The organism is Acetobacteraceae bacterium (genome assembly GCA_004843345.1).
GTDB lineage: Bacteria > Pseudomonadota > Alphaproteobacteria > Acetobacterales > Acetobacteraceae.
On record CP039460.1, the window covers coordinates 1,856,283 to 1,882,767 of the forward strand.

Annotated in this window: 22 protein-coding genes, 1 tRNA gene and 1 pseudogene; 18 read left to right on the plus strand and 6 right to left on the minus strand. The window is 42.7% G+C overall.

What is annotated here, in order from left to right:
- Positions 1 to 58: 58 nt before the first annotated feature.
- The 17 genes from tolQ to FAI40_09165 all read left to right on the plus strand — a co-directional run bounded on the left by tolQ (position 59) and on the right by FAI40_09165 (position 19,460).
- Positions 59 to 718: a protein TolQ gene (gene tolQ, locus FAI40_09085; protein ID QCE35804.1), complete on the plus strand. Its 660-nt coding sequence runs from the start codon at positions 59 to 61 to the stop codon at positions 716 to 718.
- A gap of 17 nt (positions 719 to 735) precedes the next feature.
- Entirely contained in the window at positions 736 to 1,155 is a 420-nt protein-coding gene (gene tolR, locus FAI40_09090; GenBank protein QCE35471.1) for a protein TolR, read from the plus strand.
- A gap of 22 nt (positions 1,156 to 1,177) precedes the next feature.
- Entirely contained in the window at positions 1,178 to 2,161 is a 984-nt protein-coding gene (locus FAI40_09095; GenBank protein QCE35472.1) for an energy transducer TonB, read from the plus strand.
- 92 nt (positions 2,162 to 2,253) lie between these two features.
- Positions 2,254 to 3,630 (plus strand): Tol-Pal system protein TolB, encoded by a 1,377-nt coding sequence (gene tolB / locus FAI40_09100; GenBank protein QCE35473.1) that lies wholly within the window; start codon positions 2,254 to 2,256, stop codon positions 3,628 to 3,630.
- A 178-nt stretch (positions 3,631 to 3,808) separates the two neighbouring features.
- Positions 3,809 to 4,324, plus strand: a complete 516-nt coding sequence (pal, locus tag FAI40_09105) for a peptidoglycan-associated lipoprotein Pal (GenBank protein ID QCE35474.1) — start codon at positions 3,809 to 3,811, stop codon at positions 4,322 to 4,324.
- Positions 4,325 to 4,350: 26 nt separating this feature from the next.
- Entirely contained in the window at positions 4,351 to 5,331 is a 981-nt protein-coding gene (locus FAI40_09110) for a tetratricopeptide repeat protein (GenBank protein ID QCE35475.1), read from the plus strand.
- Positions 5,332 to 5,459: 128 nt separating this feature from the next.
- Entirely contained in the window at positions 5,460 to 6,707 is a 1,248-nt protein-coding gene (gene tilS / locus FAI40_09115) for a tRNA lysidine(34) synthetase TilS (GenBank protein ID QCE35476.1), read from the plus strand.
- 140 nt (positions 6,708 to 6,847) lie between these two features.
- Positions 6,848 to 8,758: an ATP-dependent metallopeptidase FtsH/Yme1/Tma family protein gene (locus FAI40_09120; GenBank protein QCE35477.1), complete on the plus strand. Its 1,911-nt coding sequence runs from the start codon at positions 6,848 to 6,850 to the stop codon at positions 8,756 to 8,758.
- 57 nt (positions 8,759 to 8,815) lie between these two features.
- Positions 8,816 to 10,168: a phosphoglucosamine mutase gene (locus FAI40_09125; protein ID QCE35805.1), complete on the plus strand. Its 1,353-nt coding sequence runs from the start codon at positions 8,816 to 8,818 to the stop codon at positions 10,166 to 10,168.
- A 35-nt stretch (positions 10,169 to 10,203) separates the two neighbouring features.
- Positions 10,204 to 12,273: a transketolase gene (gene tkt, locus FAI40_09130; protein QCE35478.1), complete on the plus strand. Its 2,070-nt coding sequence runs from the start codon at positions 10,204 to 10,206 to the stop codon at positions 12,271 to 12,273.
- An 86-nt stretch (positions 12,274 to 12,359) separates the two neighbouring features.
- Entirely contained in the window at positions 12,360 to 14,045 is a 1,686-nt protein-coding gene (locus FAI40_09135; GenBank protein QCE35479.1) for a hypothetical protein, read from the plus strand.
- A 103-nt stretch (positions 14,046 to 14,148) separates the two neighbouring features.
- Positions 14,149 to 15,183 carry a decarboxylating 6-phosphogluconate dehydrogenase gene (gene gnd / locus FAI40_09140; protein QCE35480.1) on the plus strand — a complete coding sequence of 345 codons (1,035 nt, stop codon included), beginning with the start codon at positions 14,149 to 14,151 and terminating at the stop codon, positions 15,181 to 15,183.
- A gap of 18 nt (positions 15,184 to 15,201) precedes the next feature.
- Positions 15,202 to 15,942: a 6-phosphogluconolactonase gene (pgl, locus tag FAI40_09145; protein QCE35481.1), complete on the plus strand. Its 741-nt coding sequence runs from the start codon at positions 15,202 to 15,204 to the stop codon at positions 15,940 to 15,942.
- Positions 15,939 to 16,640: a ribose 5-phosphate isomerase A gene (gene rpiA / locus FAI40_09150; GenBank protein ID QCE35482.1), complete on the plus strand. Its 702-nt coding sequence runs from the start codon at positions 15,939 to 15,941 to the stop codon at positions 16,638 to 16,640. Before pgl ends, rpiA begins: the two co-directional genes overlap by 4 nt.
- Before the next feature lie 24 nt (positions 16,641 to 16,664).
- Entirely contained in the window at positions 16,665 to 17,513 is an 849-nt protein-coding gene (locus FAI40_09155; protein ID QCE35483.1) for a pantoate--beta-alanine ligase, read from the plus strand.
- On the plus strand, positions 17,503 to 18,462 hold the full coding sequence (locus FAI40_09160) for a DMT family transporter (protein ID QCE35484.1): 960 nt from the start codon (positions 17,503 to 17,505) through the stop codon (positions 18,460 to 18,462). Before FAI40_09155 ends, FAI40_09160 begins: the two co-directional genes overlap by 11 nt.
- 41 nt (positions 18,463 to 18,503) lie before the next feature.
- Entirely contained in the window at positions 18,504 to 19,460 is a 957-nt protein-coding gene (locus FAI40_09165) for a DMT family transporter (GenBank protein QCE35485.1), read from the plus strand.
- A gap of 62 nt (positions 19,461 to 19,522) precedes the next feature.
- On the opposite strand, the gene FAI40_09170 is transcribed toward FAI40_09165, so the two are convergent.
- From FAI40_09170 to FAI40_09195, 6 genes are all read right to left on the minus strand, one after another.
- A complete protein-coding gene (locus tag FAI40_09170; protein ID QCE35486.1) occupies positions 19,523 to 20,200 on the minus strand; it encodes a LysE family translocator in 678 nt (225 codons plus the stop codon).
- Between the two features lie 27 nt (positions 20,201 to 20,227).
- Entirely contained in the window at positions 20,228 to 20,860 is a 633-nt protein-coding gene (locus FAI40_09175) for a LysE family translocator (GenBank protein ID QCE35487.1), read from the minus strand.
- A gap of 102 nt (positions 20,861 to 20,962) precedes the next feature.
- Positions 20,963 to 21,778, minus strand: coding sequence for a bifunctional hydroxymethylpyrimidine kinase/phosphomethylpyrimidine kinase (gene thiD / locus FAI40_09180; protein ID QCE35488.1), 816 nt, complete (start codon positions 21,776 to 21,778; stop codon positions 20,963 to 20,965).
- A 45-nt stretch (positions 21,779 to 21,823) separates the two neighbouring features.
- A complete protein-coding gene (gene thiE, locus FAI40_09185) occupies positions 21,824 to 22,456 on the minus strand; it encodes a thiamine phosphate synthase (protein QCE35489.1) in 633 nt (210 codons plus the stop codon).
- Between the two features lie 11 nt (positions 22,457 to 22,467).
- Complete coding sequence (gene thiM / locus FAI40_09190) at positions 22,468 to 23,283, minus strand: hydroxyethylthiazole kinase (protein QCE35490.1); 816 nt, start codon at positions 23,281 to 23,283, stop codon at positions 22,468 to 22,470.
- Between the two features lie 29 nt (positions 23,284 to 23,312).
- Positions 23,313 to 23,389 (minus strand) — tRNA-Arg (locus FAI40_09195).
- 257 nt (positions 23,390 to 23,646) lie between these two features.
- Here FAI40_09195 and polA point away from each other — a divergent pair.
- A pseudogene (gene polA, locus FAI40_09200) lies at positions 23,647 to 26,471 on the plus strand (DNA polymerase I).
- The last annotated feature ends 14 nt before the right edge of the window (positions 26,472 to 26,485 follow it).

Below are 26,485 nucleotides of genomic sequence, written 5' to 3' on the forward strand. Positions count from 1 at the left end.
GGATCAAGTTAATCAAGCAGTTTTAGGATCGGGCGGTTTATCCCCTTTTGTCCTTTTTATGCATGCCTCTTTGGCTGTCAAATTGGTTATGGCGACTTTATTGCTTTTTAGCGTTATTGTTTGGGCAATTGTTTTCCAAAAATCTCTATTGCTTATGCGTGTGAATAAAGAGGCGAGTCTGTTTGAAGAAAAATTTTGGTCAGGCGCTTCTTTGGATCAGCTTTATGAAGAGGAAGGTAGCCATCCAGCTCATCCTCTCGCCGCCATTTTTTCTGCCGCAATGGGCGAGTGGCGCCGTTCTTCAAGAATTGCTGGGATTAAAATGTCTTCAACGACAGTGCGCGAGCGTATAGAGCAAGCTATTTCAGTGACAATCAATAGGGAAACAGAAAGATTAGGTCGGAATATGGTCTTTTTGGCAACGGTTGGTCCTGTTGCGCCTTTTATTGGATTGTTTGGAACGGTTTGGGGAATTATGGTTTCCTTCCAAGCTATTGGGCAGATGCACAGTACAAATCTTTCTGTTGTGGCACCTGGGATTTCCGAAGCTCTTTTTGCGACGGCAATCGGACTCATTACAGCTATTCCTGCCTATATGGCGTATAATTTTTTCAGTGCAGGACTTTCTGATTTTGAAGAAAGAATGGATGCATTCGGAACAGAATTCGCAGCGATTTTGTCAAGACAGGCAGAAGAACCAAAATCCAGCAAATTATAAAAGGTGGATTTTAAAAAATGGCCATTCGGAAATCACGCAGTAAAAAGAAAAAATTTGAAACAGCTATCAATGTGACACCTTTAGTGGATGTCATGCTGGTTTTGCTGATCATCTTTATGGTGACAGCGCCTATGATGACAACAGGGGTTAATGTTGATCTGCCAAAAGCAAGTGCAACACCTGTGAACACAGATTCTAAGCCCATTACGGTTTCTTTGAAAAATGATGGATCGGTTTTTGTGGGGGATAATGCCGTTACCTTAGAAGCGCTTGTGCCTGCTTTGCAGCAAGCGTCTAATGGAGATTCTGCCCACCGTATTTTTGTGAGAGCAGATGCGCATATTGATTATGGGCAAGTGATGCAATTGATGGGAAAAGTGACCTCCGCAGGGTTCTCACATGTTGCTCTCTTGGCGCAGCAGCCACCATCATCATAAGTTAGGGAAGTGAGCTGATTAAATGGCAGAAGATGAGGGAAATGAACGCATTCGTGAATCTTGGGGAGGGGGTCTCTTTTTCTCCTTCCTTCTTCATGGATCTATTTTTTTAACATTTCTTTCGCTTGGACTTTCTTTTGTACATCCAGAAGAAGATCCGCCACAGCCTGTTGAGATGGTTTTTGATGACGGACATGCTAAGACAACAGCAGTGAAGTCAGACGTGGTGAAAAATACGCCAGAACCACCATCTGAAAAAGATATAGAAGCGCCGCATTCTCCGGTTCCACCGACAGAGAAACCTCCTGAGCCACCGCCACCTTCGACACCACCGCCGCCGCCATCTCCAATGTCGCCTGATGCAAAGGAGCGTCCATCTGATCAGAAAAAAATGGAAGTCACGCCTGAGAAGGATGAGCTTGCAGCGACAGAATCTCCAAAAAAGGTTGAGGAAAAACAGGAAGAGGCTGCTGTAAAAGGGCCAAAAACAAAATCAGATCAGCCCCCGGTTAAAGCTCCGCCTTCTGAAACCAAACAGACAAAAGTAGCCTCTAAAATGGCTTCGGACAGCCATTCTTTGCTGGCGGCAATTGAGAATTTTAAATCTCAAGAAAAACAGAAAAAACCTCCTAAAGCGCATCCAAATCCGACACCAGGCGGAACGACTAAAGGTGGTGGAAATCCAGATGGAGATACAATGGCATTGACTTCTGGAGAGCAAAAAGCGATGGGAGCTTCTGTTCGCCGTTGTTATGAACAGGATACTGGGACGAGAGGTTATCAGACTTTTCAAGCTCATTTGAGTATCACTACAGATGAGGAAGGAGTCGTTCGTCTCGTTGAGTTTGAACCTGAAACGCAAGCAAAAATGGATGAAGACCCCACATATCGTGCCTTTGCGGAGCGTGCTAGGGATGCTGTACTGAGTCCAACTTGTGCAAAATTGCCACTTCCTCAACGTATGTTAGGAGAAGAACATGTTTTTAAATTTCTCTTCCGCCCATAATTATCAGAATTTTAAGATTCACTTTTTTGCTCTGAACGTGCTAGAGCAGAAAGGTGTCGTTAATAGCCGAAGAAGCTAGTCGGAGTATATCAATGGATTTTTCCTCTTTTTCCCATTCACCTATCGTGTCTCGTTTGCCACGTCGTAAATTTGTTGGTTCTTTAGGTATTGCGGGGATTATGGCAAGCCCTTTAACCGCTTTGGCTGCAAAGGGGGCAGGGGCTTCAAAAAAAGAAGAGCCGGCCGCTGAAATTACGGTTGATCAAGCAAGACAAGCCCCTATTCCTTTGGTTTTGACCGATTTTGGTTCTCCTGAAGGGCAGAAGATATCCGCAGTTATTGCTTCGGATTTGGCTTCAACTGGTTTGTTCCGTGTTGTGAGCGGTGGTTTTCTGCCTTCTGATGTCGCACCTGATTTTGTTTCTATGAAGCGCCGTGGTGTGCGTGCCATTGTTACGGGGAAGTTGACAACAAAAGGAGATGAATTTGTTGTCGAAATGCGTTTATGGGATGCGCCAGCTGGTATTCAGACGGAAGGCGTTTCTTATCAGGCCTCTTTGAAAAGTCCTCGCCGTATTGCACATACAATTGCGGATGCTATCTATAAGCGTCTTCTTGGAGAATCAGGATATTTTGACACACGTATTGCTTATATTGCTCTGACAGGCCCACGACACAAGCAAGTGACACGCCTTGCTGTTGTGGATTACGATGGTGCTAATCAATATTTCCTTACAGATGGCAGTAGTTTGACGTTAGAGCCAAGATTTAATCCTGTAAAAGATGAGATTGCCTTTTTGTCTTATGCTGGAGAACGGCCTCGCGTTTATTTATATGATCTTCGCAAGGGCGAGCAGAGAGTGTTGGGTGAATTTAGTGGCATGTCTTATGCGCCACGTTATGCGCCGGATGGAAAATCGCTTGTGTTGGCTGAAACAACACGTTCAGGTGGATCCGATATGTATATCGTTGACCTTGCAACCAAGGAAAAGCGTCGTTTGACGCATGCTCCAGGTGTCATTGATACGAGCCCGTGTTTCAGTCCTGATGGAAAAAGGATTGTCTTTAACTCTGATCGGGGTGGATCACCACAACTCTATATCATGAATGTTGATGGCGGCGAAGCAAAGCGTATTTCTTATGGAAATGGACGTTACGGATCACCTGTTTGGTCTCCAACAGGTGATGTGATTGCCTTTACAAGAATTAATGGAAATGGTTTTTCGCTTGGGGTGATGTTTCCTGATGGGACAGGGGAGCGTATCTTAACAGAAGGCTTTACCGTGGAGGGGGCTAGTTTTTCACCAAATGGACGTGTTTTAACTTTCTGTAAACAAACAGCTGCGGGGGCACAAGGGGCAGGCTTTAATTCCCAAGTGGCAACGATTGATGTGACAGGCTATAATGAGCGTGTCGTTCCCACAACGACAATGGCCTCTAATCCTGATTGGTCACCAAGTCGGCATTAGGCGCATTTTAGAGATACAGGAAGGTAACTTTCTGTTGTGAAGCCTTTAAAAAGCTTTATTTCCTTGACAGATAAAGCTTTAAAGGCCTTTTATAAACGAGTGGAGTATGTTGCGTGAAAGCGACAGGAACTTCCACTTTTAGGGGCGTTTTTCGCCGAATTAGAACTAGGGTGAGTTCATGAATTTTAAAGTTTTGGGCGCAACAGCGCTTTCAGTCCTTCTTGTTGGATGCTCTAGCCACCATCATCGCAAGGACATTGATTCTCAAGTCGTAACAGATGCTCCTGCCGCTTCCGCTGATGCTTCAGCTACAGATGCTGGCGAGGGTTCTCCTGTTCCTGGCTCTGAAGCTGACTTGGTCGCAACAGCTGGTGATCGTGTCTATTTTGCACTTAACCAGAATCGTTTAACCGATGCTGATAAAGTGACATTGGACAAGCAGGCTGCTTGGTTGTCTCAGTATCCAGATGCAAAAATCTTGATTGCTGGTAACTGCGATGACCGTGGTACTCAGGAATACAACTTGGCACTCGGTGCTCGCCGTGCAAATGCTGCACGTGACTACCTTGAAGCAAAAGGTGTAGATAGCGCACGTATCAATACTATTTCTTATGGTAAAGAGCGTCCAGCTGTTGATGGTGATACACCAGAGGCATGGTCCGCAAACAGAAACGCTATCACAAGCGTTCGTTAATTTTATTTGCTGAATAGAGGAAACCAATGCCACATAAAAGTGACTCCTTTTTACGCCGTACGCTTTCTTTTACGGTGTTCGCTCTTCCTTTAACGCTGTGTTTTGGGACAGTAGCTTTTGGGCAAGGGCAAGGGGATGGTTCCTCCGTTGCTGCGAATAACCAGCGTCTTACAGCAGAGCATGATTCTGCTGTAAGAGCTGCGGATTTGCCGCCTGTAAATGAGCAAAAAATTTCAGATGATACACCGTCACCTTCATCAGATTCTCCACCAGGAGTTGAACCTCCAGTTCTAGATGGAAATAAGCGTCCAATCGCAATGACGCCTGCGGAAGAGTTAGCTGCCAAAAATCACACAACGACTAATAAAGGTGGGGCTTCCTTAAGCTCAGCCCCGAAGGGTGATATGCTTACCCGCTTGTTGGATCGTGTAAATGATCAAGAGGACCGTATTCGTACCTTGCAAGGATCTGTAGATGTTTTGCAGAAGCAGGTTGATACGATGCAGGCAGGTTTTGATAAGCGTCTTGGTGATCTTAAGTTTCAAATGACACATCAATCTAGCTCTTCAGATGCGTCTTCTCCTGCTCCAGCACCAGCGCATGAGCCTTCAAAGGCTGCTGATGATAGTTTCGCAGGCCTGATGTCTTCTGCACGGCAAGCTAAGTCACAGAAAAATTATAAAAAAGCGGAAACTTTATCTCGGCAGGCTTTGGATAAAGCGCCAGCAAAAGGTAAACTTGATGCTCAGTATCTTTTGGCGCAATCTTTAGCAGGGGAAAAAGTCTGGAGCAAAGCGGCAGTTGCTTATTATGATTCGTATAAGTTGTCGCCGAAATCTTCAGTTGCACCCCATGCGTTGTTTGGTACGGCGCAAGCAATGCATGCTTTAGGGGATAAGCAAGCGGCCTGTGAGGCGCTTTCAAAGCTTACAAAGGAATTTCCAAACGCCGCCTCTTCCTTTAAAACAGAAGTTTCAAAAACACAGACACAATACCAGTGTAGTTAAGAGAGCTTTATCTTTTCTTTTTTATGGGTGCTCTTCGCTGGAAGGCACCCATTTTTTATTCTTAGTGTGGGATTTTTCTTATTCAGAGTCAGGATATTTCGCCTATTTCAGATTATGAGTTTTCTCGGATGATGCGTCCTTGGAAGGCACTTATTTCAGCGGAAAAAGAACCGTTGTTGATTGGTGTTTCTGGAGGGGCAGATTCTATGGCGCTTGCTTATTTGGCTTCTCGCTGGACAGATGTTTTTGCGATTATTGTGGATCATGCGTTACGTAAAGAATCTATGGAAGAAGCGGCACTGACGGCAAGCCGTCTTTTACAGCTTGGAATTAAAAATAGAATCGTTCGGATGGATCCTCTTTTATACCCAAAAGGTGTAGGGAAGCAGGAGCGTGCCCGCTTTGCCCGTTTTGAAGTTTTTCATCATCTTGCCAAAGAGCTCAAGGCGGGTGTTATTGCTTTAGCGCATCATCAGGGAGATCAGGATGAGACCGTTTACATGCGCTGGAAAGGGGAAAGTAGAAAATTTGGTTTGACGGGCATTGAGCCTCTGATGTCAAGAGGTGGCTTTTTGGTATTACATCCCTTGTTAACGGTTCCTAAAGCACGTTTGTGCAAGACTTTATCGGAAAAAGGTATTGAATGGTGTGAAGATCCTTCAAATCAAAGTCGTTCCTATGAACGGGTAAGAGTCAGGCAGGATATTTCTCCGCTTAAGCGCCAACAATCACGATGTCTCGCACAACTCGCGAAATGTAATGTGATATTTGATCGGTATATTTTGCTGGAGACATGGCAAAAATATTTTCGATGGCATGAAGAGGCGGGCTGGGTAGAAATTTCAGATCTATTTTTTTCTAACGTTCCTAGTCGTATTGCTATTTTGCTTTTAAGGTATGTTATTCAATTGATAACCGCAGGCCAGCATAAACCGTCTTTTAAGTCGACAGCTTCTCTTTATCTTGCAAGAAGTGGAACTTTGGGGGGCGTACAGCTTAAAAGAAAAACGAAACATTTTTTAAATTCTTCATATTCGTTTTTTATGGTGCGAGAAGTGCGAGATCTTCCTATTTTACCGTTATCAAGCCTTTATTCTAAAAATTATGAACAGTCTCATCTATGGGCGGGCACATGGTCTTGGACAGGTAATGTTTTGGAAGCGATAGATTTAGAAGTTCGACCATTAGCAGAGCTGAAAAGAAAAATTAGACAAAAAAAATTACCTTTTGAAGTCGCAAAGACCATGCCTTCATTATGGGAAAAAGATAAATTTTTAGGATGTCCACTTTTAGAAGGTCTTCCAGAAGATTTTATAAAACAACCGTTTAAGTGGGAAGGAAGGGATTTTTTAGAGTTAATTGGACTGCGGAAATAGGGAGCTTTGTAAAAGAATTCATCCCTTCTTCTTACTTTATCGCAGAACAACCCCTATATTGTCTTAGAAGAAGGTTTCCAAAGAGGAGTTCATTAGGGAGCTCCTAGAAGATTGAATATTTTTGAATATATGAGTTTTAAATGAAAAATATCGGACGCAATGTAGCCCTTTGGGTTATTCTAATTTCATCAGGATTGTTGCTGCTGAGTATGTTTCAGCAAGGAAACCGCCAGCATACGGCTCAACGATTGAGTTTTTCTGAATTTTTAAATGATGTTGATCAGCATCAGGTGGCATCCGTTGTCATCCACAATCAGGATCGTAATCAGGAAATTGCCGGAGAATTTACCGATAAGAAAACCTTTGAAACTTATGCGCCACTAGATCCTTCTTTGCCACAGCATCTGACAAAAGCAGGTGTGAAGGTTGAGCTTGCGAGACCGCCAGAGAGTGATGACAATTCTTTGATGCGTTATATTTCCGCATGGTTGCCTATTTTACTTCTTCTTGGGCTATGCTTTTTGGTATTTCGTCAGATGCAGTCTGGCGGGGGCGCAAGAGGCGCTATGGGATTTGGGAAATCCCGAGCGAAGCTTTTGACAGAAAAACAAGGAAAAGTCACCTTTGCAGATGTTGCGGGCATTGATGAGGCAAAGTCAGAATTAGAGGAAGTAGTGGATTTTTTAAAAGATCCTCAGAAATTTACCCGTCTAGGAGGGAAAATCCCAAAAGGTGTTTTGCTTGTTGGGCCTCCAGGGACAGGTAAAACACTTCTCGCACGCTCTGTTGCTGGAGAGGCGAATGTCCCATTCTTCAGTATTTCAGGTTCTGATTTTGTTGAAATGTTTGTTGGTGTTGGGGCTTCTCGTGTTCGAGATATGTTTGAGCAGGGGAAAAAGTCAGCGCCCTGCATTATCTTCATTGATGAAATTGATGCTGTTGGCCGTCATCGCGGTGCTGGTTTAGGTGGCGGTAATGATGAGCGAGAGCAGACGCTCAATCAGATGTTGGTTGAAATGGATGGCTTTGAAAGCAACGAAGGCGTCATTTTGATTGCTGCGACAAATAGGCCAGATGTTCTTGATCCCGCTTTGTTGCGCCCAGGACGCTTTGATAGGCAGGTTGTCGTTCCAAATCCAGATGTGAGTGGGCGTGAGAAAATTTTACGTGTCCATATGAAAAAGTTACCTATTTCTTCAGATGTTGATGCGAGAATTATTGCAAGAGGAACGCCAGGTTTTTCGGGTGCTGATCTTGCAAATCTGGTTAATGAAGCGGCTCTTTTTGCAGCACGTCAGGGACATAAATTGGTTTCGATGATTCAGTTTGAGGAAGCCAAAGATAAAGTGATGATGGGGGCTGAACGGCGTTCCATGGTGATGAGTTCCGAAGAGAAAAAAATGACGGCTTATCACGAAGGGGGACATGCCCTTTGTGCCTATCTTATGCCTGGGAGTGATTCTATTCATAAAGCAACAATCGTCCCTCGTGGTCAGGCACTCGGAATGGTGATGACGCTTCCAGAAAAGGATAATGTTTCTTACAGTCGGAAATGGTGTCTTGCACGTTTAGTGGTTGCTATGGGAGGGCGTGTTGCAGAAGAAGTTATTTTTGGACGTGACGAAGTCAGCGCAGGTGCTTCAGGAGATATTAAGAGTGCAACTGAAATTGCACGTAGAATGATTATGCAGTGGGGAATGAGCGATAAGCTTGGTATGGTCGGATATGATTCTGGGCAGGAAGTTTTTCTAGGTCATTCAATGGCACAGCAACGTAATATTTCTGAGCAAACGGCACGTGAAGTCGATAAAGAGATTAAGGCTTTAATTGATGATGCTTATGAGACGAGCCGTAATCTTATTTTAGAGAATATTGATGCCTTACATGTTCTGGCTCAAGCATTACAGGAACATGAAACGCTGACAGGGCATGAAATTGGTGAGATTATTAAGGGACATAAAATTCCAGAAAAAGTTCTAGAAGGCGAAGTTATTTCACGTTCTGCTTCTGGGCGTCGTGCTTCTGTGCCAACGGTTCCTTTTCCTGTGTAAGAGGAAGATAATCTTATAAATTAGGAGATCTTTTAGTTCGATAGAGAATGGGGAATGATGACTGAACAGCCTAAAAGACATTTTTTTGGAACAGATGGCCTTCGTGGAAGAGCCAATCAAATGCCTTTACTTGTTGAGATTGCTCAAAAATTAGGGCAAGCCGCAGGATTATATTTTCAGAAACGTCCTGCGGGCCGTCATCAAGTTCTTATCGGGAAAGATACACGTCTTTCTGGTTATATGCTCGAAAATGCCTTGGCATCTGGATTTCTTTCTGTAGGGATGGATGTGATTTTCCTTGGTCCGTTGCCAACACCGGGCGTTGCAGCTTTGACGCGCTCTTTAAGAGCGGATTTGGGTGTCGTTATTTCTGCGTCACATAATCCTGCCGCAGATAATGGGATTAAACTTTTTGGTCCCGACGGTTTCAAATTGTCAGATGAGGCAGAAGCAGAAATTGAGCATTTGATGCAAATTGATTTGTCGGATCAGTTGGCTGTTCCTGAAAAAATAGGGCATGCAGGCCGTCTTAATGATGCGGCTGGTCGTTATATGGAAATTACGAAATCTTCTTTAAAAAAAGGCGTTCGTTTGAATGGTTTGAAGATTGTCGTTGATTGCGCACATGGTGCGGCCTATCAGGTTGCGCCAAAAGTTTTGTGGGAACTCGGAGCTGAAGTTATCAAGATAGGGTGTGAGCCTAATGGCGCCAATATTAATGAGGGTGTTGGATCTACACATCCAGAAGAAATGTGCCGCAAAGTTGTTGAGCTTGGAGCTGATTGTGGAATTGCCTTAGATGGTGATGCAGACCGGTTATTGATGGCAGATGAGAAAGGCCAGCTTATTGATGGGGATCAGATTCTTGCTTTAGTCGCGACCGTTTTGCATAAAGAAAATAATTTGCGAGCAAACGCAGTTGTTGCAACGGTTATGTCCAATTTGGGTTTGGAGAAATATCTTTCCGAGAAAAATATAAAATTGGAGCGAACAGCGGTTGGTGATCGTTATGTTCAACAACGTATGAGAGAACTGGGAGCGAATGTTGGGGGAGAGCAGTCTGGACATATTATTTTGTCAGATTATAGCTTTACAGGGGATGGGCTTGTCGCAGCACTACAAATTCTTGCCGCTTTGGTTAATTCGGGAGATAAGGCGAGTAAACTTTGTCAGTTATTTGAACCATTCCCTCAAAAAATTTATAATTTGCCCTTAAAAAGCAGAACAGATCCAAGATTAGCTAAAAAAATTGCTGAAGCAAAATTATGGGCTGAAGCTAAATTAGCGAAAAGAGGGAGGCTTGTGCTGAGACCAAGTGGAACAGAGCCTCTTCTGCGTGTGATGGTAGAAGCCGATGATGCTCAGCTTTTAGAAGAAACAATGGCAGGAACGTTGGATATTCTGAAATAAATATTTTTTGAATTTAAAATAAAGATGAAAAAAAGATGGCAGGTAAAACTCAAGGGAATTCGTTGTACTTGAAACAAGATGCGAAGAGGGCGATCGTTGCTTTGCGGATTTTATCTGCGCAATCTGTTTTTAGTGCAGGTTCTGGGCACTTAGGGGCTCCCTTGGGATTGGCGCCGGCAATGTATGCGCTTTGGGCGCATGAAATTAGATTTGATCCAACGCATCCTAAATGGCCAGGACGGGATCGTTTTATTCTTTCTGGAGGGCATGCTTCTGCCCTTTATTATGCTTTAATGCATCTTGCCGCTTTTAAGGATCGTTCTGGTCAGAATTCTTTACCCCGTAAGGAGCTCGAGAATCTAAGAAAATTAGGATCATTGACACCCGCACATCCAGAATATGGGCATACAGTTGGTGTTGAAATGACGACAGGTCCGCTTGGGCAAGGTTGTGCCACTTCTGTTGGGATGGCTGCTGGGGCAAAATGGCTTAATGCGGTTTATTCAGGAAAAGATCTTTTTAATCAGCGTATTTTTACATTTTGCGGTGACGGCGATTTTATGGAGGGCGTTAGTTCTGAGGCAGCTTCTTTAGCAGGGCACTGGGGGTTAGGAAACCTCGTTTGGATTTACGACAATAACGAGGTCAGTATTGAGGGGAAAACAAGTCTTGCTTTTGGAGAAAATGTTCCGGAGCGTTTTAAGGCGTATGGCTGGAATGTTGAAACAATTGAGAATGGAGAAGATTGGGAAGCAATCCTTCAAGCACTCACAAAGACGCGTTTTTCTAAGAAGCCAACTTTAATTAATCTTCATACTCTGATTGGGCGTGGTTTATTAGATCGACAGGGGACAGAAAAAGCGCATGGCGGGATTCTGAAAAAAGAAGAGCTGGAGACTTTATATGCTCAAAATGATTGGGATGAAGAGATATTTTTAGCTGCTCCAGAAGAAGTTTTTCTGCATTTTCAAGACACATTGGGGCGGCGAGGGGCTGAAGCACACCAAAATTGGCAAAACTCTTTTGATGTTTTCAGGGATCAGTTTCCTCAAAAAGCAATTGATTTGGAAAATATTTTTTCAGGGAATTTACCAGAACATTGGATAAATGCCTTTGACGCTTTGGAAAAGAGAGAAGCGCCCTGTTCTACGCGCATAAGCTCTGGGAAAATGCTGTTTGCATTAGCAGATTATTTTCCTTGGCTACTTGGCGGCGCAGGAGATGTCGGCCCTTCAACTTTTACGTTACTGCCTCGTGAAAAAGATTTTGGAAATCCAGAAAACTCTTCTTTTTCTTATGGAGGGCGCAATATCCATTTTGGAGTGAGGGAAGGTGCCATGGGCGCTATCAGTAGCGGTCTTGCTCTGATGGGACTTCGACCTTTTGCTGGAACGTTTTTAGCGTTTTTTGATTATATACATCCTGCGGTTCGTTTGGCGGCGATGATGAAGTTGCCTGTTATTTATATTTTTACGTTAGATTCGATTAAGGTTGGTGAGGATGGGCCTACACATCAGCCTGTTGAGCAATTAGCACAATTACGTGCAATTCCGAATTTAACAGTCATTCGTCCAGCAGATGAAAATGAAACACTTCAGGCTTGGAAAGTCGCTGCTTTAACAAAAAATTCGCCTGTCGCTTTAGTATTCTCACGTCAATCTGTTTTACAGCTTACCGATAAAAATCAGGAAAATTTTCCTCTCTCGAAAGGGGCTTATGTTCTTAAAGATTTTTGTAAACAAGATGAACTTCCGCAGTGCATTTTAATGGCAAGTGGCTCAGAATTAGCCTTGGTTGTTAGCGTAGCGGAAAGATTATTTGCTTCAGGTATAAGTGTGAGGGTTGTTTCTTTTCCTAGTTTTGAACTTTTTGAACAGCAAACGCCAATTTATAAAGAAAAGATTTTCCCCAAAACGGTTCGTGCCCGTATTGCTGTGGAATTAGGTGTTTCTCAAGGATGGGAAAAATATACAGGGCTTGATGGTGCAATTCTTTCGGTAGAAAACTTTGGAGAATCGGGAGATGGGGAAGCGCTTGCGCAAAATCGAGGATTTACAGAGGAAAATTTATTTAATTTAGCGCAAAAGGTTCTTTTGCGTTCTTGAAGGACTTGTTACAGTGCAGGCAGAAAAATATTATTTTTCCTCCCTAATGTTGGGAGTCTTTGAGAAAAATAAGAGGAACGCTGAGCATGTCAGATAGTTATAAGAATCCTTCTCAAATATCTCTTTTAGATATTTCTTTTTCCCTTCCATCTCATCAGAGGCAATTATTTTCTAAGTACTTAGAAACTTGGAAAGAAAAGGGGTTTGTTAAGAATCTGTGGGAGCAGGATCCAACCCTTTGGAAAGGGGATGTAGAGGATCACATGCTTGGTTGGCTCAGAGCACCAGAAGATGAAGCGAAGAAACTGTCAGAAGCCTTAAAAACATTGTATGGCGAATCTACACAGTGGGAAAATGTTGTTTTGCTGGGGATGGGCGGTTCCGCACTTGGTGCTGATTCTCTAAGGCAAATTCTTGACCATAAAGCTGGAGCGGCTTCGCTACTCGTTCTGGATAGTCTTCTGCCGGAAGATGTTGAGGCCGTTTCCTCAAAAATTAATTTAGAAAAAACCCGTTTTATCGTTTCCAGTAAGTCTGGTGGAACCTTGGAAAGCAACACGCTTTTCCATTTTTTCTGGAATAAGCTGGAGGCTATTCCTCAAGAAAAACGCGGTCAGCATTTTATTGCTGTGACCGATCCAGGAACCTCTCTAGAACAACTGGCAAAAGAACATGGTTTTTCACATATTTTTCATGGCCACCCACGCATCGGAGGGCGCTATTCTATTTTCTCAGCCTTTGGTTTGGTGCCAGCAGCGGCGGCAGGCTATGATTTGAAGCCTTTGTTAGAAGGGGCAGTTCAAATGATGAAGGGATGTTCGCCTGCTTCTGCTGCGGATCAGAATCCTGGATTGATTTTAGGAATTGTTTTAGGTGTCGCCTGCCGTCAGGGGGCAGATAAGCTCATTTTTGATGCTGGAGATAAGATTAAAGCTTTTGGTCCGTGGCTTGAACAGCTTATTGCTGAAAGTACAGGGAAAATTGGCACGGGGATTTTTCCTGTTTTACCTGAAGGGCCTAACGCTTTAAGGGGGGCTGACAGAGTCGTTGTCTACGCTGGAAAATCAGGAAAGGAGGCAGAGGACATTGCATCTGTCTTTATAAATCCAGAAAATATTAATCAAGTTGGGCAAATGTTCTATCTTTGGGAATTTGCGATCGCTGTTGCGGGTTCCGTCATTGAAATCAATCCGTTTGATCAGCCTAATGTTGAATCCAGTAAGGTGCTTAGTCGTGCACTCGCAAAAGCGTATCATGAGACAGGAAAAGTTCCTGAAGTTGAGAGCTTTGCACGAGATGGTATTTTGAGTTTTGCTTCAACTGAGCCTGAAGTTTTTAAAAACAGTAAAAATGCGTCTCAAATTATTGAGACTGCTTTGAAAACTTTAAAACAGGGAGACTATCTGGCTCTTTTAATGTGGACAGGCAGAGGAACAGACGATATTGGCGCGCAGATTGCGAGTGCTTTGCAGGCAAAGCTGGATGTTCCTGTCATGTTGGAAATGGGGCCTCGCTTTTTGCATTCAACAGGACAAGCTTACAAAGGTGGTAAAAACACGGGCTTGTTTTTGCAGCTAGCCTACAACAGAAAAACTTTTTCTTCACCAGAATTGAAAGAGTTAGGAATTCTTTCAGCGACGCAAGAACAGGGCGATTATAAGGCTCTGACTGAAACCAAGCGTCGTGTCTTGCGAATTGAGATTGAAGATAATCTTGGTGAGGGGCTGAAAGTTTTAGAAAAGGATATTAAAGAAGCTCTCAATCGGCTATGAAGTAACTGTTCATAGTAATTGAGTGTTTAGTTGTATTTTTTTGCCTTTATTGTAACGGGGGATAGCGGTAAAGGCACCAATAAATGAACCGAAAAGAGGTAAAATGCGGATTGGATTAATCGGTTTGGGACGTATGGGCAGCAATATTGCAGTTCGTCTTACGCGTCATGGGCATGAGGTCGTTGTCTGGGATTGTGATCCGCAGGCAATTGCAGAGACAGTAGATCGTTGTGAAGATAATCTTGCTGTTGCTGCATACTCTTTAGAGGATCTAGTGCGTTATCTCGGGAAGAGTGCTGGGCCAAAAATTATTTGGGTGATGATTCCTGCTGGAAGTTCGACACAAGAATGTTTGGACATGCTTTACGGTTTGTTGGAAAAAGATGATATCGTCATTGATGGTGGGAATAGTTATTTTAAGGACGATATTCGGCGGGCAGATCATTTTGCTCAGAAAAAAATTCATTATTTAGATGTTGGAACATCTGGCGGTGTGTGGGGCTTAGAGCGCGGTTATTGTCTCATGTGCGGTGGAAATAAAGAGATTTTCTTAAAAGTAGAGCCTATTTTTAAAGCACTCTGCCCAGGCAGGGGATCAATAAAACCTGTAAAACATCGTGATGATCCACGTCATGATTCTCGTGCTGAGGAAGGGTATCTTTACTGTGGTCCTTCAGGATCAGGTCATTTTGTTAAAATGATACATAATGGCATTGAGTACGGCATGATGCAGGCTTTTGCTGAGGGGTTTGACGTTTTAAAATCACGAAATCTTGAACGTCTTCCTGAAAAAGAGCGCTATGATTTAAATTTGGCTGACATTGCCGAATTATGGCGGCGTGGCAGTGTCGTTACTTCATGGCTTCTAGATTTAAAGGCGGAAGCTTTGGCAAATTCTCCAGATCTTTCTGAATTTAGCGGCGTGGTTGCTGATTCTGGTGAAGGACGTTGGACTGTTGAAGCTGCGATTGATGAGGATGTCTCTGCGCCTGTGATGACAGCTGCGCTTTTTGCTCGTTTCCGTTCTCGATCAGGCAATACGTTTGGTGAGAAATCACTTTCTGCTATGCGCTTTGGTTTTGGTGGGCATAAGGAAGATTCTACCGCTCCTTCTGATATTGGTGAAATTAATAAATAATTTCTTGCTAATGGGAATATGATGATGAATGAAAAGATGACATTAGAGGTTTTTCCTAGCCCTGAGGCTTTGGCAGGAGCTACATTTAATTTTATTCAGGATCTTGCAGATCAGGCGCAACAGGCAGGGCATGTTTTTAGAGTTGCCTTTTCTGGAGGGACAACGCCTAAGCGCCTTTTTTCATTGGTGGAAGCAAAGGCTAAACAAGGTATTCATATTCTCTCGAATGCAGAGATTTTCTTTGTTGATGATCGTTGGGTGCCAGAGGGAGACAAGGATAATAATGGTACGATGGCATGGAACTATTTTAAAAATAGTAATATCGCAAAGGAGCATTTCCATGCCATACCAACAAATGGCAAGACCCCAGAAGAAGATGCGGGCATCTATCAAAAGCTTCTCAAAAAGTTTTATGGAAAAGATGTTTTGGATCCCAAAGAGCCACTTTTTGATCTTGTCATGTTAGGCTTGGGAGGGGATGGTCATACGGCTTCTTTGTTCCCTAAGAATGCGATTTTGCAAGAGCGTGAGGCGTGGGTGGGAACTTCACAGCCATTAGATGCACCTCATCGCCGTGTAACCCTTACATATCCTGCCATTGAGAGTGCTAAAAATGTTGTTTTTCTTGTTGAGGGAAAAGCAAAGGCAGAGATGCTTGCCCGTTTGTTAGAAGGCGATACTTCTATTCCAGCAGGCTGTGTGAAAACAGACGGTGAGCTACGCGTTATGGCTGATATTGAGGCGACAAGCGCTTTATGATTAAAGACCTCGCTTCTGAGAAGAAACTTGCGGCTCGAGCTGCCGTTGAGAGCTTTGTGCGTTCAGGTATGACGCTCGGGCTGGGGACGGGAAGTACTAGCGATTTTGTTTTGGAAGAAATTGGTACGCGTTTAAAAGATGGACGTTTAAATAATATCAAAGGGATTCCCACCTCCTTTGCTACCGAGATGCTTGCAAAAAAGTACGGTATTGAAATTGTTTCTTTGGCAGAATATCCAACTCCAGAAGTTGCTATTGATGGCGCCGATCAGGTTCTCTTAGGAACGCTTTCTTTGATTAAAGGTCATGGTGGAGCTCTCTTAAGAGAAAAGATTATTGCAGCAGCAGCAGAGAAATTTGTTGTCGTTGCAGATTCTTCAAAAAAAACGGATTTCCTTGGCAGGAACTGTGCCGTTCCTGTGGAGGTGCTTGACTTTGCTCTTGGAGCCGTTCAGCTGGCTTTAAGCGCTAGCGGTGCGCGTCGAATTACTTTGAGAAAAACAAGGGATGGAAAGGTTTTTTACTCAGATAATAAAAATCCGATTTTAGATTGTGTTTTTGATGAAATATCATCTCCTCAAAGTCTATCGGATACATTAAGCTCAATTCCAGGTGTTCTGGAAAATGGGCTGTTTTGTGGCCTGACTTCGGGAATATTTTTGGGTATTTCTGATCAGATAGAGTATTTTTCAGGTTAGACAAAACAATAGAGGAAGCGTGTTATGCAAGTTTGTCGTGATATAAAAGCGCTTCAAAAGTTATGTTCTAAATTGGAAGATATTGCTTTTGTTCCAACAATGGGTGCTCTTCATAAGGGGCATATGTCTCTTATTTCTAAGGCTAAGGCCTCTGGCAAAAAAACGGTTGTAAGTATTTTCGTTAATCGTGCCCAATTTAATAATGAAGAAGATTTTAATAAATATCCTCAGACAGAGGAGAGGGATCTTTCTCTTTTAGAGTCTTGTGATCCAGATATTGTTTTTATTCCTTCTGAAGAGGAGATTTATCCAGAAGGATTTGAAAAGCAAGTTATTGCAGGAAAAGTTGCAAAAGAGTGGGAAGGAGCAGATCGCCCTGGCCATTTTGATGGCGTCACAACAATCCTGGCAAAATTTCTAAATATTATTCGTCCAGAGGTGCTTTGGCTTGGGCAAAAAGATGCTCAGCAAGTTGCTGTTGTTGCGAATATGATTAGAAATTTAAATTTTTCAGTTTCTTTAAAGGTTGCTCCGATTGTCAGAGAGGCAGACGGCTTGGCTTATTCTAGCCGGAATGTTCGCCTTTCTAAATTCGATCGGCAGCGTGCTCCAGAAATTTATAGGGGCTTAAAGAAGGTGAGAGCTGCTTTTGAAAAGGGGGAGCGTCAAAGCAGTTCATTGGAGAGTATCTTACGTGATTCATTTAAAGAAGCTGGATTGCCAAATCCTGAATATGCCGCTTTAGTTGATTCACGTGATTTTTCTCTAGTTAAAGAGGCATCTGATTCCTCTTTAGCAATTGTAGCGATGTGCCTTGGAAAGGTGCGTTTGTTAGATAATTTCAAAATGAAAGAAGAACCTCATGAGTGGTGAAACAGAACGGACGCCTTCGGTAAACCAACCTGAAAATGCAATGGGAATGCCTCTTGCTCTTATTGCGTTTTTATCCTTCTCAACCAGTGACCTTTGCTCAAAGCTTCTGAATGGGAGTTTGCCTCCTTATGAAGTTGCTTTTTCTGGAGGGGTGCTTGGCATTCTCTTATTTCCTGCAATTTGGCGGAAAGAATATACGCTTCGTTCTTTCTTTCCGACAAACAAGACAGCTTGGTTGTTGTGGATTTTACGTGCTTTTTGTGTTTTTGCGGCAACGGCGCTTTCCGTTACAGCCTTTATGCTTTTGCCACTGCCTGTTGCACAGTCATTGATGTTTTTAATGCCACTCGTGACGGCGATTTTAACGGTGACTGTTTTACGAGAAAAAGTTCCTGCTTCGACATGGATTGTCGCTTTAGTCGGTTTTGTTGGCGTTGTTACAGTTGCCGGCCCAGGGCTTTTAAAGTCTCTTCAGGAGACAATGGCATCTGGTCAATTTGATAGTTTGGGCTTTGGCGGTCTCTGTGCGATAGGTGTTTCTTTCGCCGCAGGGATTAATATTATGGCAGCCCGTGGTTTGACTGGAAAAGCAAATGACCTCAGCATTTATGCTGCTGTTGTCTTTGGACCGATTATCGGAGATGGCATTATTTTCGGCCATACCTTTGTTTTACCTTCTTCTTTGACCGTCTGGACTGAACTGTTTGGCTATGGCTTTTTAGCCGCTTTGGCTCAGCTATTTCTAATTTACGCATCGCAAAGAATTGCAGCTGCCCAGATTACATTAGCGCAATATAGCCAGTTGATTTGGACGACAGTTTTTTCAATTCTCATCTTTAAAGATTTCCCACCTCTCCACACATACGCTGGTCTTGGTATTATTTTATTCTCTGGCATTCTTGGAGCTATTCTACAAAGAAGAGAGCGTGCTGCTCTTAAAGCAATGTAGTCTTAAGTCGTCTTTCACCCCAGTATAGAAGGAATGAAATAATGGGGAATGATTTAAAGTCCAAAGCGGTTCGAAGTGATAATTCAATAGGAATGGCGCTTGCGCTTTCCGCCTTTCTAACTTTTTCAACAAGTGATCTTTGTTCTAAATTGCTTGGTGGTGTGCTGAAGCCTTTTGAAGTGGCACTATCTGGCGGTGTTTTTGGTATCCTTTTGATCCCATTCTTATGGAAAAAAGGTTACACTTGGCGTTCAATGCTTCCAGATCAGGGGGCTTGGGGATTATGGACATTACGTGCTTTTTGCGTTTTTGCCGCAACCGCTTGTGCGGTGACAGCTTTCATGTTGTTGCCGATGGCAGAGGCAATGGCACTGATGTTCTTGATGCCTTTGGTTACGAACATCATGACCGTTGTCGTGCTTTGTGAGAAAGTTCCTGCTTCTTCGTGGGTTGTTTCCTTGATTGGTTTTGCTGGAATTTTAACGGTTGAACATCATGCTCTGGATACACTCACATTAGGATTTGGTGAGATTTGCGCAATTGGTGTTTCTTTGGCGCAAACAACGAATATTATGGTTGCGCGCGGTTTGAAAAACAAGACAACTGATTTAAGTATTTATACAGCTGTCTTGGTAGGACCTATTTTGGGAAATGGGGTTACACTTGGCATTACGCATGATTTTGTGATGCCATCGTCGTTAAAGATTTGGCTTTTCTTGTTTGGTTATGGTTTTCTAGCGGCATGCGCTCAGTTTATTCTTATGTATGCGGCGCAGAAAGTCATTGCAGCAAAGGTAACACTTGCGCAATATAGCCAGCTTTTTTGGTCCACGATGTTTGGCTTTCTTGTTTTTCATGAAGTGCCAGATGCGTTTGGTTTCGCAGGCTTAGTCATTGTTCTTTTCTCTGGAATTTTGGGTGCTTTTTTGCAAAATCAGGAAGAACGCCGTTCCGCTGTTATTGTCGATCCTATCGTTGACCCTGTCGCTGATTTCTAGTTTTTAGAAAAAAGATTCGGCAGAAAAACAGGCTCCTGAAGGAGCCTGTTTTTTTATATTCATTAAAGGAAAAATGAATGAAAGAGGGAGATAAGTTTCGCATCTAAAGCTGTTTCACGAAAAAGTTGAAAGCTAATAATGAGAAAAATCATTCCTGCGATACGGTCAATCCAAAGTGTCACTTGGGAATTTGTAATAAAACGTGCCAATGAATTTGCCAAAAGGACCAGGCCTCCAGAGATAACTAGAGTATCTAAGGCCATAACACTACCTAAGATAAGACTAAAATGGGAAGGATTACTGCCAGGGGGGATAAAGGCAGGGAAGAATGTCAGTGTAAAAAGCGCTGTGGTTGGATTTAAAAGATCTGTCATCATCCCCTGCAGGATGCCTTTCAAAAAACCGTATTTTTGCTGATTATTGGCCTCTTCTTTTTCAGTAGAGCTTAAAAAAGTACTCTCTTTACTTAAAATCATTTGAAGACCAAGCCAAGCAAGCCAAGCAATCCCAATAACGGCTAAGAAGTTAAAGAATTTAGGAGAAAGTGCAATTAGGGCGCATAGACCGATAGCACTCGCAATTCCCCAAACAAGAGAACTCAGCATAATGCCTGTCACACATCCCCAAGCGAGACGGAGGTTTCCACTGAGTGCAGCTCGTAAAACGAGAGCCATATCTGGTCCTGGAGAGAGCTGAAAAGCAGATTCTGCAATGAGGAATTTTAAGAGATAGGAGTACATTTTTAAAAGCCTAGTACAAAAGCAAGATTAAGAGCCTGTTAAAAGCTTTACGCAGAGAAGTAGGAAGACAACACCTGTTGCCCAATCGAGATATCGTGCAATATCAGGACGTTTTAAAAAGCCTGACATAGGGCGTGCTAAAAAGGCGAGCGCTGTAAAAAGAACGAGGCATTCCCCCATCGTGATAAAGGTTAGCATAAGGCTGTAAAGGGGAGGATTAGCACCTGCTGGAATAAAGGGAGGGAAAAAGGTAAGGGTAAAAATGCCTGTCTCTGGATTTAGAAGATCTGTGATTGCACCAATCTTCAATCCTGCAAGGAAACCAGCCTCTTGCGAATGTTTAGGCGAGGAATCTTCGGATTCATAATCAAGCTTTCTATCTTGAGGAAGAAACATTTTAATCCCAAGCCATGCTAGCCACATGGCAGCGACCCATTTAAGAGGAGTGTATGCTTCCGGGTAGAGATTTAACAGGGCGCAAAGGCCTAATGAATTTGCAACACCCCATGAAAAAGTGCCAATCAGAACCCCTGCGATAACGCCAAAAGCTGTTTTTAGTCCCTCTCGCAAGGTGCTACTGAGAACGAGAGCTGTATCTGTTCCTGGAGAAGCCATTACGAGTGTTGAGGCAATAAAAAAATCCCATAAAGAAGTGTGCATGAAAAATCCATGTATTATAATATAAAATAGCTTGAAAAGATGACTTTTCTAAGTGTTTTTAAGGTGTTGATTTTGAGGGGTTTGTTAAAAAGAGAAGAGACCTTATCGTCGTTCTTCTTCTTTCCATAATGCATGAAAGTGATGAACAGGGCCGCAGCCCTTTCCGACTTTTAATAAATCGGCATGTTTTATGGCGTGATTTAACCATTTTTTGGCTTCTAAAACCGCTTCAGATAAAGATTTCCCTTGTCCAAGAAACGTTGCAATGGAAGCCGATAATGAGCAGCCTGTTCCATGTGTGTTTTTTGTTTTCCAACGCTCATCAGCTATTGCAAGGACTTTATCTGGCGTTATGAGTATATCTGTGCTTTTTTCACTCTTGTTTAAATGTCCACCTTTCATGAGAACAGCCTGAGCCCCTAGCTCTAGAAGCATTTTTCCTTGAATTTCGACTTCTTTTAAAGAGGTTGCTTCTTTTCTTCTTAAAAGATCGGCTGCTTCTGGAAGATTTGGGGTAATAAGGGTCGCAAGGGGCAAGAGGGTTTCAAGCAATGCTTGCAAAGCTTTTTCTTCTAAAAGACGATGGCCGCTTTTCGCAACCATGACAGGATCCAAGACAAGCGGTATTTTTAAATCTTTCACTTGCTCGTAAACAGCTTCTATAATATCCGCTGTTCCGAGCATGCCAATTTTAATGGCATCAATACGGACATCCTCAAGTAAAGAGGTTAGTTGCTGGGCGATGAATTTTGTCGGAATAGGTAAAGAAGCCTGAACGCCTTGTGTATTTTGCGCCACTAAACATGTGATGACGGACATACCGTAACCGTGACAGGCAGAAATTGCTTTAAGATCTGCCTGAATACCAGCACCGCCAGAAGGGTCGGTTCCTGCAATACTTAGGATATTGGCGATCATAGTTTTCCTCAAGGCGACAAATTAGAGACTTATCTTAAGATATTTTTAAGTTTGATTTCGCCATGTTTCAGAAAAAAGGCGTATCGCTTGCGCTGGATTTTTATTTTGGCTGATTGCGCTGATAACGGCAATACCTGTTGCACCAGTTTTTTTGAGATGAGGAATATCCTCATAAGTGATTCCACCAATGACAATTGCCGGAATATCAGTTTTTTTGATGATTGTTGCAACGCCCTCAAAGTCAAGAGGCACATCATGGTCTTTTTTAGAATTTGTTGCGCGGAGAGGGCCGACACCAAGATAATCAACGCAATGAGCGGGAACATATTGTAGCTGATCTTCTTGCGTGATGGAGAGGCCTAGAATCATCTTCGAACCGATTTTTTCACGAATTTTGTTAATATCGCCGTCTTTTTGCCCCACATGGAGGCCATGAGCTTGGATTTCTACGGCAACATTAACATGATCATTAATGATGAGTTTGCAGGGGTAAGGGGAGATTATTTTTAAAATTTCTGATCCCCAAAGCGTCATTTGTTCACCTGAGGCTGTTTTATTTCTTAGTTGGATGATGGCAGCGCCATTTTCTGCCGCTTGTTTAGCTTGCTCAAGGATGGAAAGAGAAGAAAGACTATCTGTTAAGACATGAAGGCCTTTGAGGCTTTGGATATGTGACATAGAGAAAATTCTTATTTTACGGGTCGGTAATGTTTACAGAGTTCATGGTGCGTTAGATTGAAGAGCGCATCGAGGAAGGAGAGTTGAAAGCTGCCAGGACCTGAGGATTTTCTGGCGGCTGTTTCCCCGGCAATATTATAGATAAGTAAGGCGGATTTTGCGGCTTCGAAAGGTTCTTTTTCGGTTAAAAATCCAGCCATAACAGCGCTTAAAGCGCATCCTGTGGCAGTAAGGCTGGCCATTAAAGGATGGCCATTTTGGTTTTCAGCAAAATGCAAGCCGTCTGTTATATAATCTATAGGTCCACTAACAACGACAATATTTTTATTTTTGTCGGCTAGAAGCCGGGCAGCATGATGCGCCTCTCCGACGCTATTTTTGCTGTCGATTGCAGATTTTGTTGAATGCTCTCCTGCAAGTGCTAGAATTTCACTTGCATTTCCACGAATAATATCTGGTTTATTGGCGATAAGATCTTCTGAAGCTTTTAAACGAAATTGGCTTGCTCCTGCACCGACAGGATCTAAAACCCAAGGTTTTTGTTGTCTTTGGATATTTTTAACTGCTAAGAAAATGGCTCTAAGCTGTTCCTGTGTCAATGTGCCAATGTTGATAGAAAGTGCGTTGGAAATTTGTGTGATTTCATGGATTTCAGAAGGCTCATTGGTCATAAGGGGGGATAGACCAAGGGCTAGAAGAATATCCGCAGTTCTTTGTGCGGCAACTTCGTTTGTCATATTATGAATGATGGGTGATTTCTTGCGAAGTGTCTCTAAACACGTAGAGCTTGAATGAATGAAAGAAGATGCGTCTTTATTTTGAGTCATACGCAAGATCTCTAGTTTTTGAGAGAAAATGGTGGACCCGGCGGGATTCGAACCCACGACCTTCGCCTTCGGAGGGCGACACTCTATCCAGCTGAGCTACGAGTCCATAATGCTGAAGTAAAAACTTACTTCATCTAGCAGAATGTTTTTTCACTAAGTAAAAGATTTTAAGCGGTTTTACCAGTTATTTTAATGTTTTTCTCTTTTTAGATTATTTTTCTTTTTGAATTTTTTTAAGACAAAATGGCTATTCCTTTGGTAAAACTGAGTTTCTTGGGATGATTGTTGTGCAAATTTTTAGCTTTTTTGCAAAGTTTAAAGATTTTCAGGAATTGTGAGGCAGAAAGGTTGAAGATGAACGAGATGAATTTGGGTAGTTTAGATGATTTCGATGCGATTGATGTCAAAAAAGAGCATTCTGAAAAATTACTCTTGATAGATGCTTCTGGCTTTATTTTTCGTGCCTTTTTTGCTTTTCCACCATTGAATGCGCCAGATGGTACACCTGTTAATGCCGTTTATGGCTTTTGCAACATGTTACTGAGAACGCTGAAAAAACATCCTGACTGGGTTGTCGGCGTTGTCTTTGATTCTAGCAGAAAAACATTTCGTTCAGAGATTTATCCTGAGTATAAGGCACACCGCCCACCAGCACCTGAAGATTTAATCCCACAATTTTCTCTTATCCGGGAGGCGTCTGAAGCTTTTGGTCTGCTTCCAATTGAGTTGGAAGGCTGGGAGGCTGATGATTTAATGGCCAGCTATGCTAAGGAAGCAGAAAAAAATGGACAATATTGCAAGCTGATCTCTTCGGATAAAGATCTGATGCAGCTTATTCGCCCAGGTGTTGCGTTGGAAGATCCAATGAAACAACGGGCTATTGGATTACCAGAGGTAGAGAAAAAATTTGGTGTTCCGCCACATCTTGTGACGGCAGCGCAATCTCTTATTGGGGATAGCACGGATAATGTTCCGGGAGTTCCTGGGATTGGCCCTAAAAATGCGGCGCAGCTCATTCATGAATATGGTGGCCTTGAGGAAATACTTGCGGCTGCGCCAACAATGAAAAAGTCGAAGCGGCGTGAAAATTTAATTGAATTTGCAGAGCAGGCACGGATTTCTTTGAAGCTTGTGACATTGGATGAAGATGCGCCTCTTCCTCTTCCTATCAGTGCTTTAACGCATCCAGAAATTAAGAGTGAAAAACTTCAATCTTGGCTGGACAAAATGGGTTTTTCATCTTTGCTTTCGAAATTAGGCACAGGTAAAATTTCAAAATCAATTTCCACCTCCATAGTAGAAAAAGGGGGCGAAACATTAGGCGGCATAGAAGGGAATGATCAGCAGGACAAAGACGATGTCCCTTGGGAAAATTATCATCTCATTGAAAATGAAGATCAGTTAAAAAATTTGCTTGAAAAAATAAAGGTATCAGGAAAAGTTGGTATATGGGCGCAGCCTTTATTTCAAGATAGATTTTTGGAAGGGCTTGGAGGAATTGCGCTTGCGCCAAAAGAAGGAGAAGGAGCTTTATTGCTTTTTCCTTCATCTGAGGCAAAAACAGGGGATTTATTGGAAAAGACCTCTTCTTTATCGAAGGAGACAATTTTTTCTTTATTGAATCCTATTTTGACAGATCCTTCCATTTTAAAGATTTTTTATGATCGTAAGGCGCAAAATAGACTTTTAAAAGAAGTTGGTTTTTTTGATTCAGAACCTTCTGCAGATGTCCAGTTGATTTCTTATGCGCAATCTATGGGGGAGTTTTCGCATAAATTAGAGAAAATGACAGAACGAAATTTTCAAAAAGAGCTGCCTGAATATGGCGATATTACAGATAGGCAGCGGCAGAAACGTTCACTTCTTGAGATAAAAGCGGAAGAAGCTCTTCTTTATTGTGCTGTGCGGGCGGATAGTGTTTTGCGTCTTTGGGAGAAATTACAGCCGTCTTTAAGAAGAACAAAATCACTTTCTTTGTACCAAGAGACAGATCTTCCTCTTTCTAAAGTTTTAGAAAAAGTTGAGGATAGGGGGATTTTGGTTGATGAGTTTGAGTTGAAGAAAATTTCAGAAGAATTATCTCTGCGAATGAAAGTTTTATCAGACAATATTTTTGAAACTGCTGGGCGTTCTTTCACATTAGGCTCTCCTAAACAATTGGGAGAGGTTCTTTTTGGTGAAATGGATTTACCCGCACCAAAAAAAACAAAAACAGGCGCATGGTCAACAGATGCTAGTATTTTAGAAGAGCTGAGTGAAAAAGGATATGAAATTTGTGCCAATATTTTGGAATGGCGCCAACTTGATAAGCTTAAAAATACGTATGCTGATGCTCTTCCAAAGGAAATTAGTTCTAAAACAGGACGTGTACATACAAATTATCAAATTGCTCTAACTTCTACAGGACGTTTTTCATCTATAGCCCCTAATTTACAAAATATTCCAATCCGAAGTGCTGAAGGTGGTCGTATTCGAAGCGCCTTTATTGCGCCAAAAGGGCGAAAGTTGATTTCTGCGGATTATTCGCAAATTGAGTTGCGTCTTATGGCAATCGTCGCACAGGTAGAGCCTTTGCTTGAGGCTTTTCGTTTAGGGCAGGATATTCATGCAAGAACAGCTTCCGAAGTTTTTAATATTCCGTTGGAAGAAATGACACCTTTAGTGCGGCGTCAGGCTAAGGCAATTAATTTTGGTATTATTTACGGCATTTCGGCTTTTGGATTAGCCCGTCAGCTTCAAATTTCGAATGGGGAAGCAAAGCACTATATTGAGACGTATTTTAAGCGTTATCCAGGTATTTTAGATTATATGGAGCGAACAAAGACGCAGGCAAAAGAGCAGGGCTATGTTGTCACACCTTTTGGACGAAAATGCTATATTCCTGAAATTAAAGCAAAAGGCGCACGCCGGGCTGGCGCAGAAAGGCAAGCAATCAATGCCCCTTTGCAGGGGGGGCGGCAGACATTATGCGCCGTGCCATGATTGAGGTGGAAAAGCAACTGTTGGAAAGTAAGTTGGACGGTAAAATGATTTTGCAGGTACATGATGAGCTTGTTTTTGAAGCCTCCGACAAAGACGCAGAAGCTGTGGCAAAACTTGCGAAAGAAGAAATGGAAAACGTTGTTCATCTTCCGATAACGTTAGAAGTTGAAACGGGCATTGCCCAAAATTGGTCAGAAGCACATTAATTTTTTTTGGACGT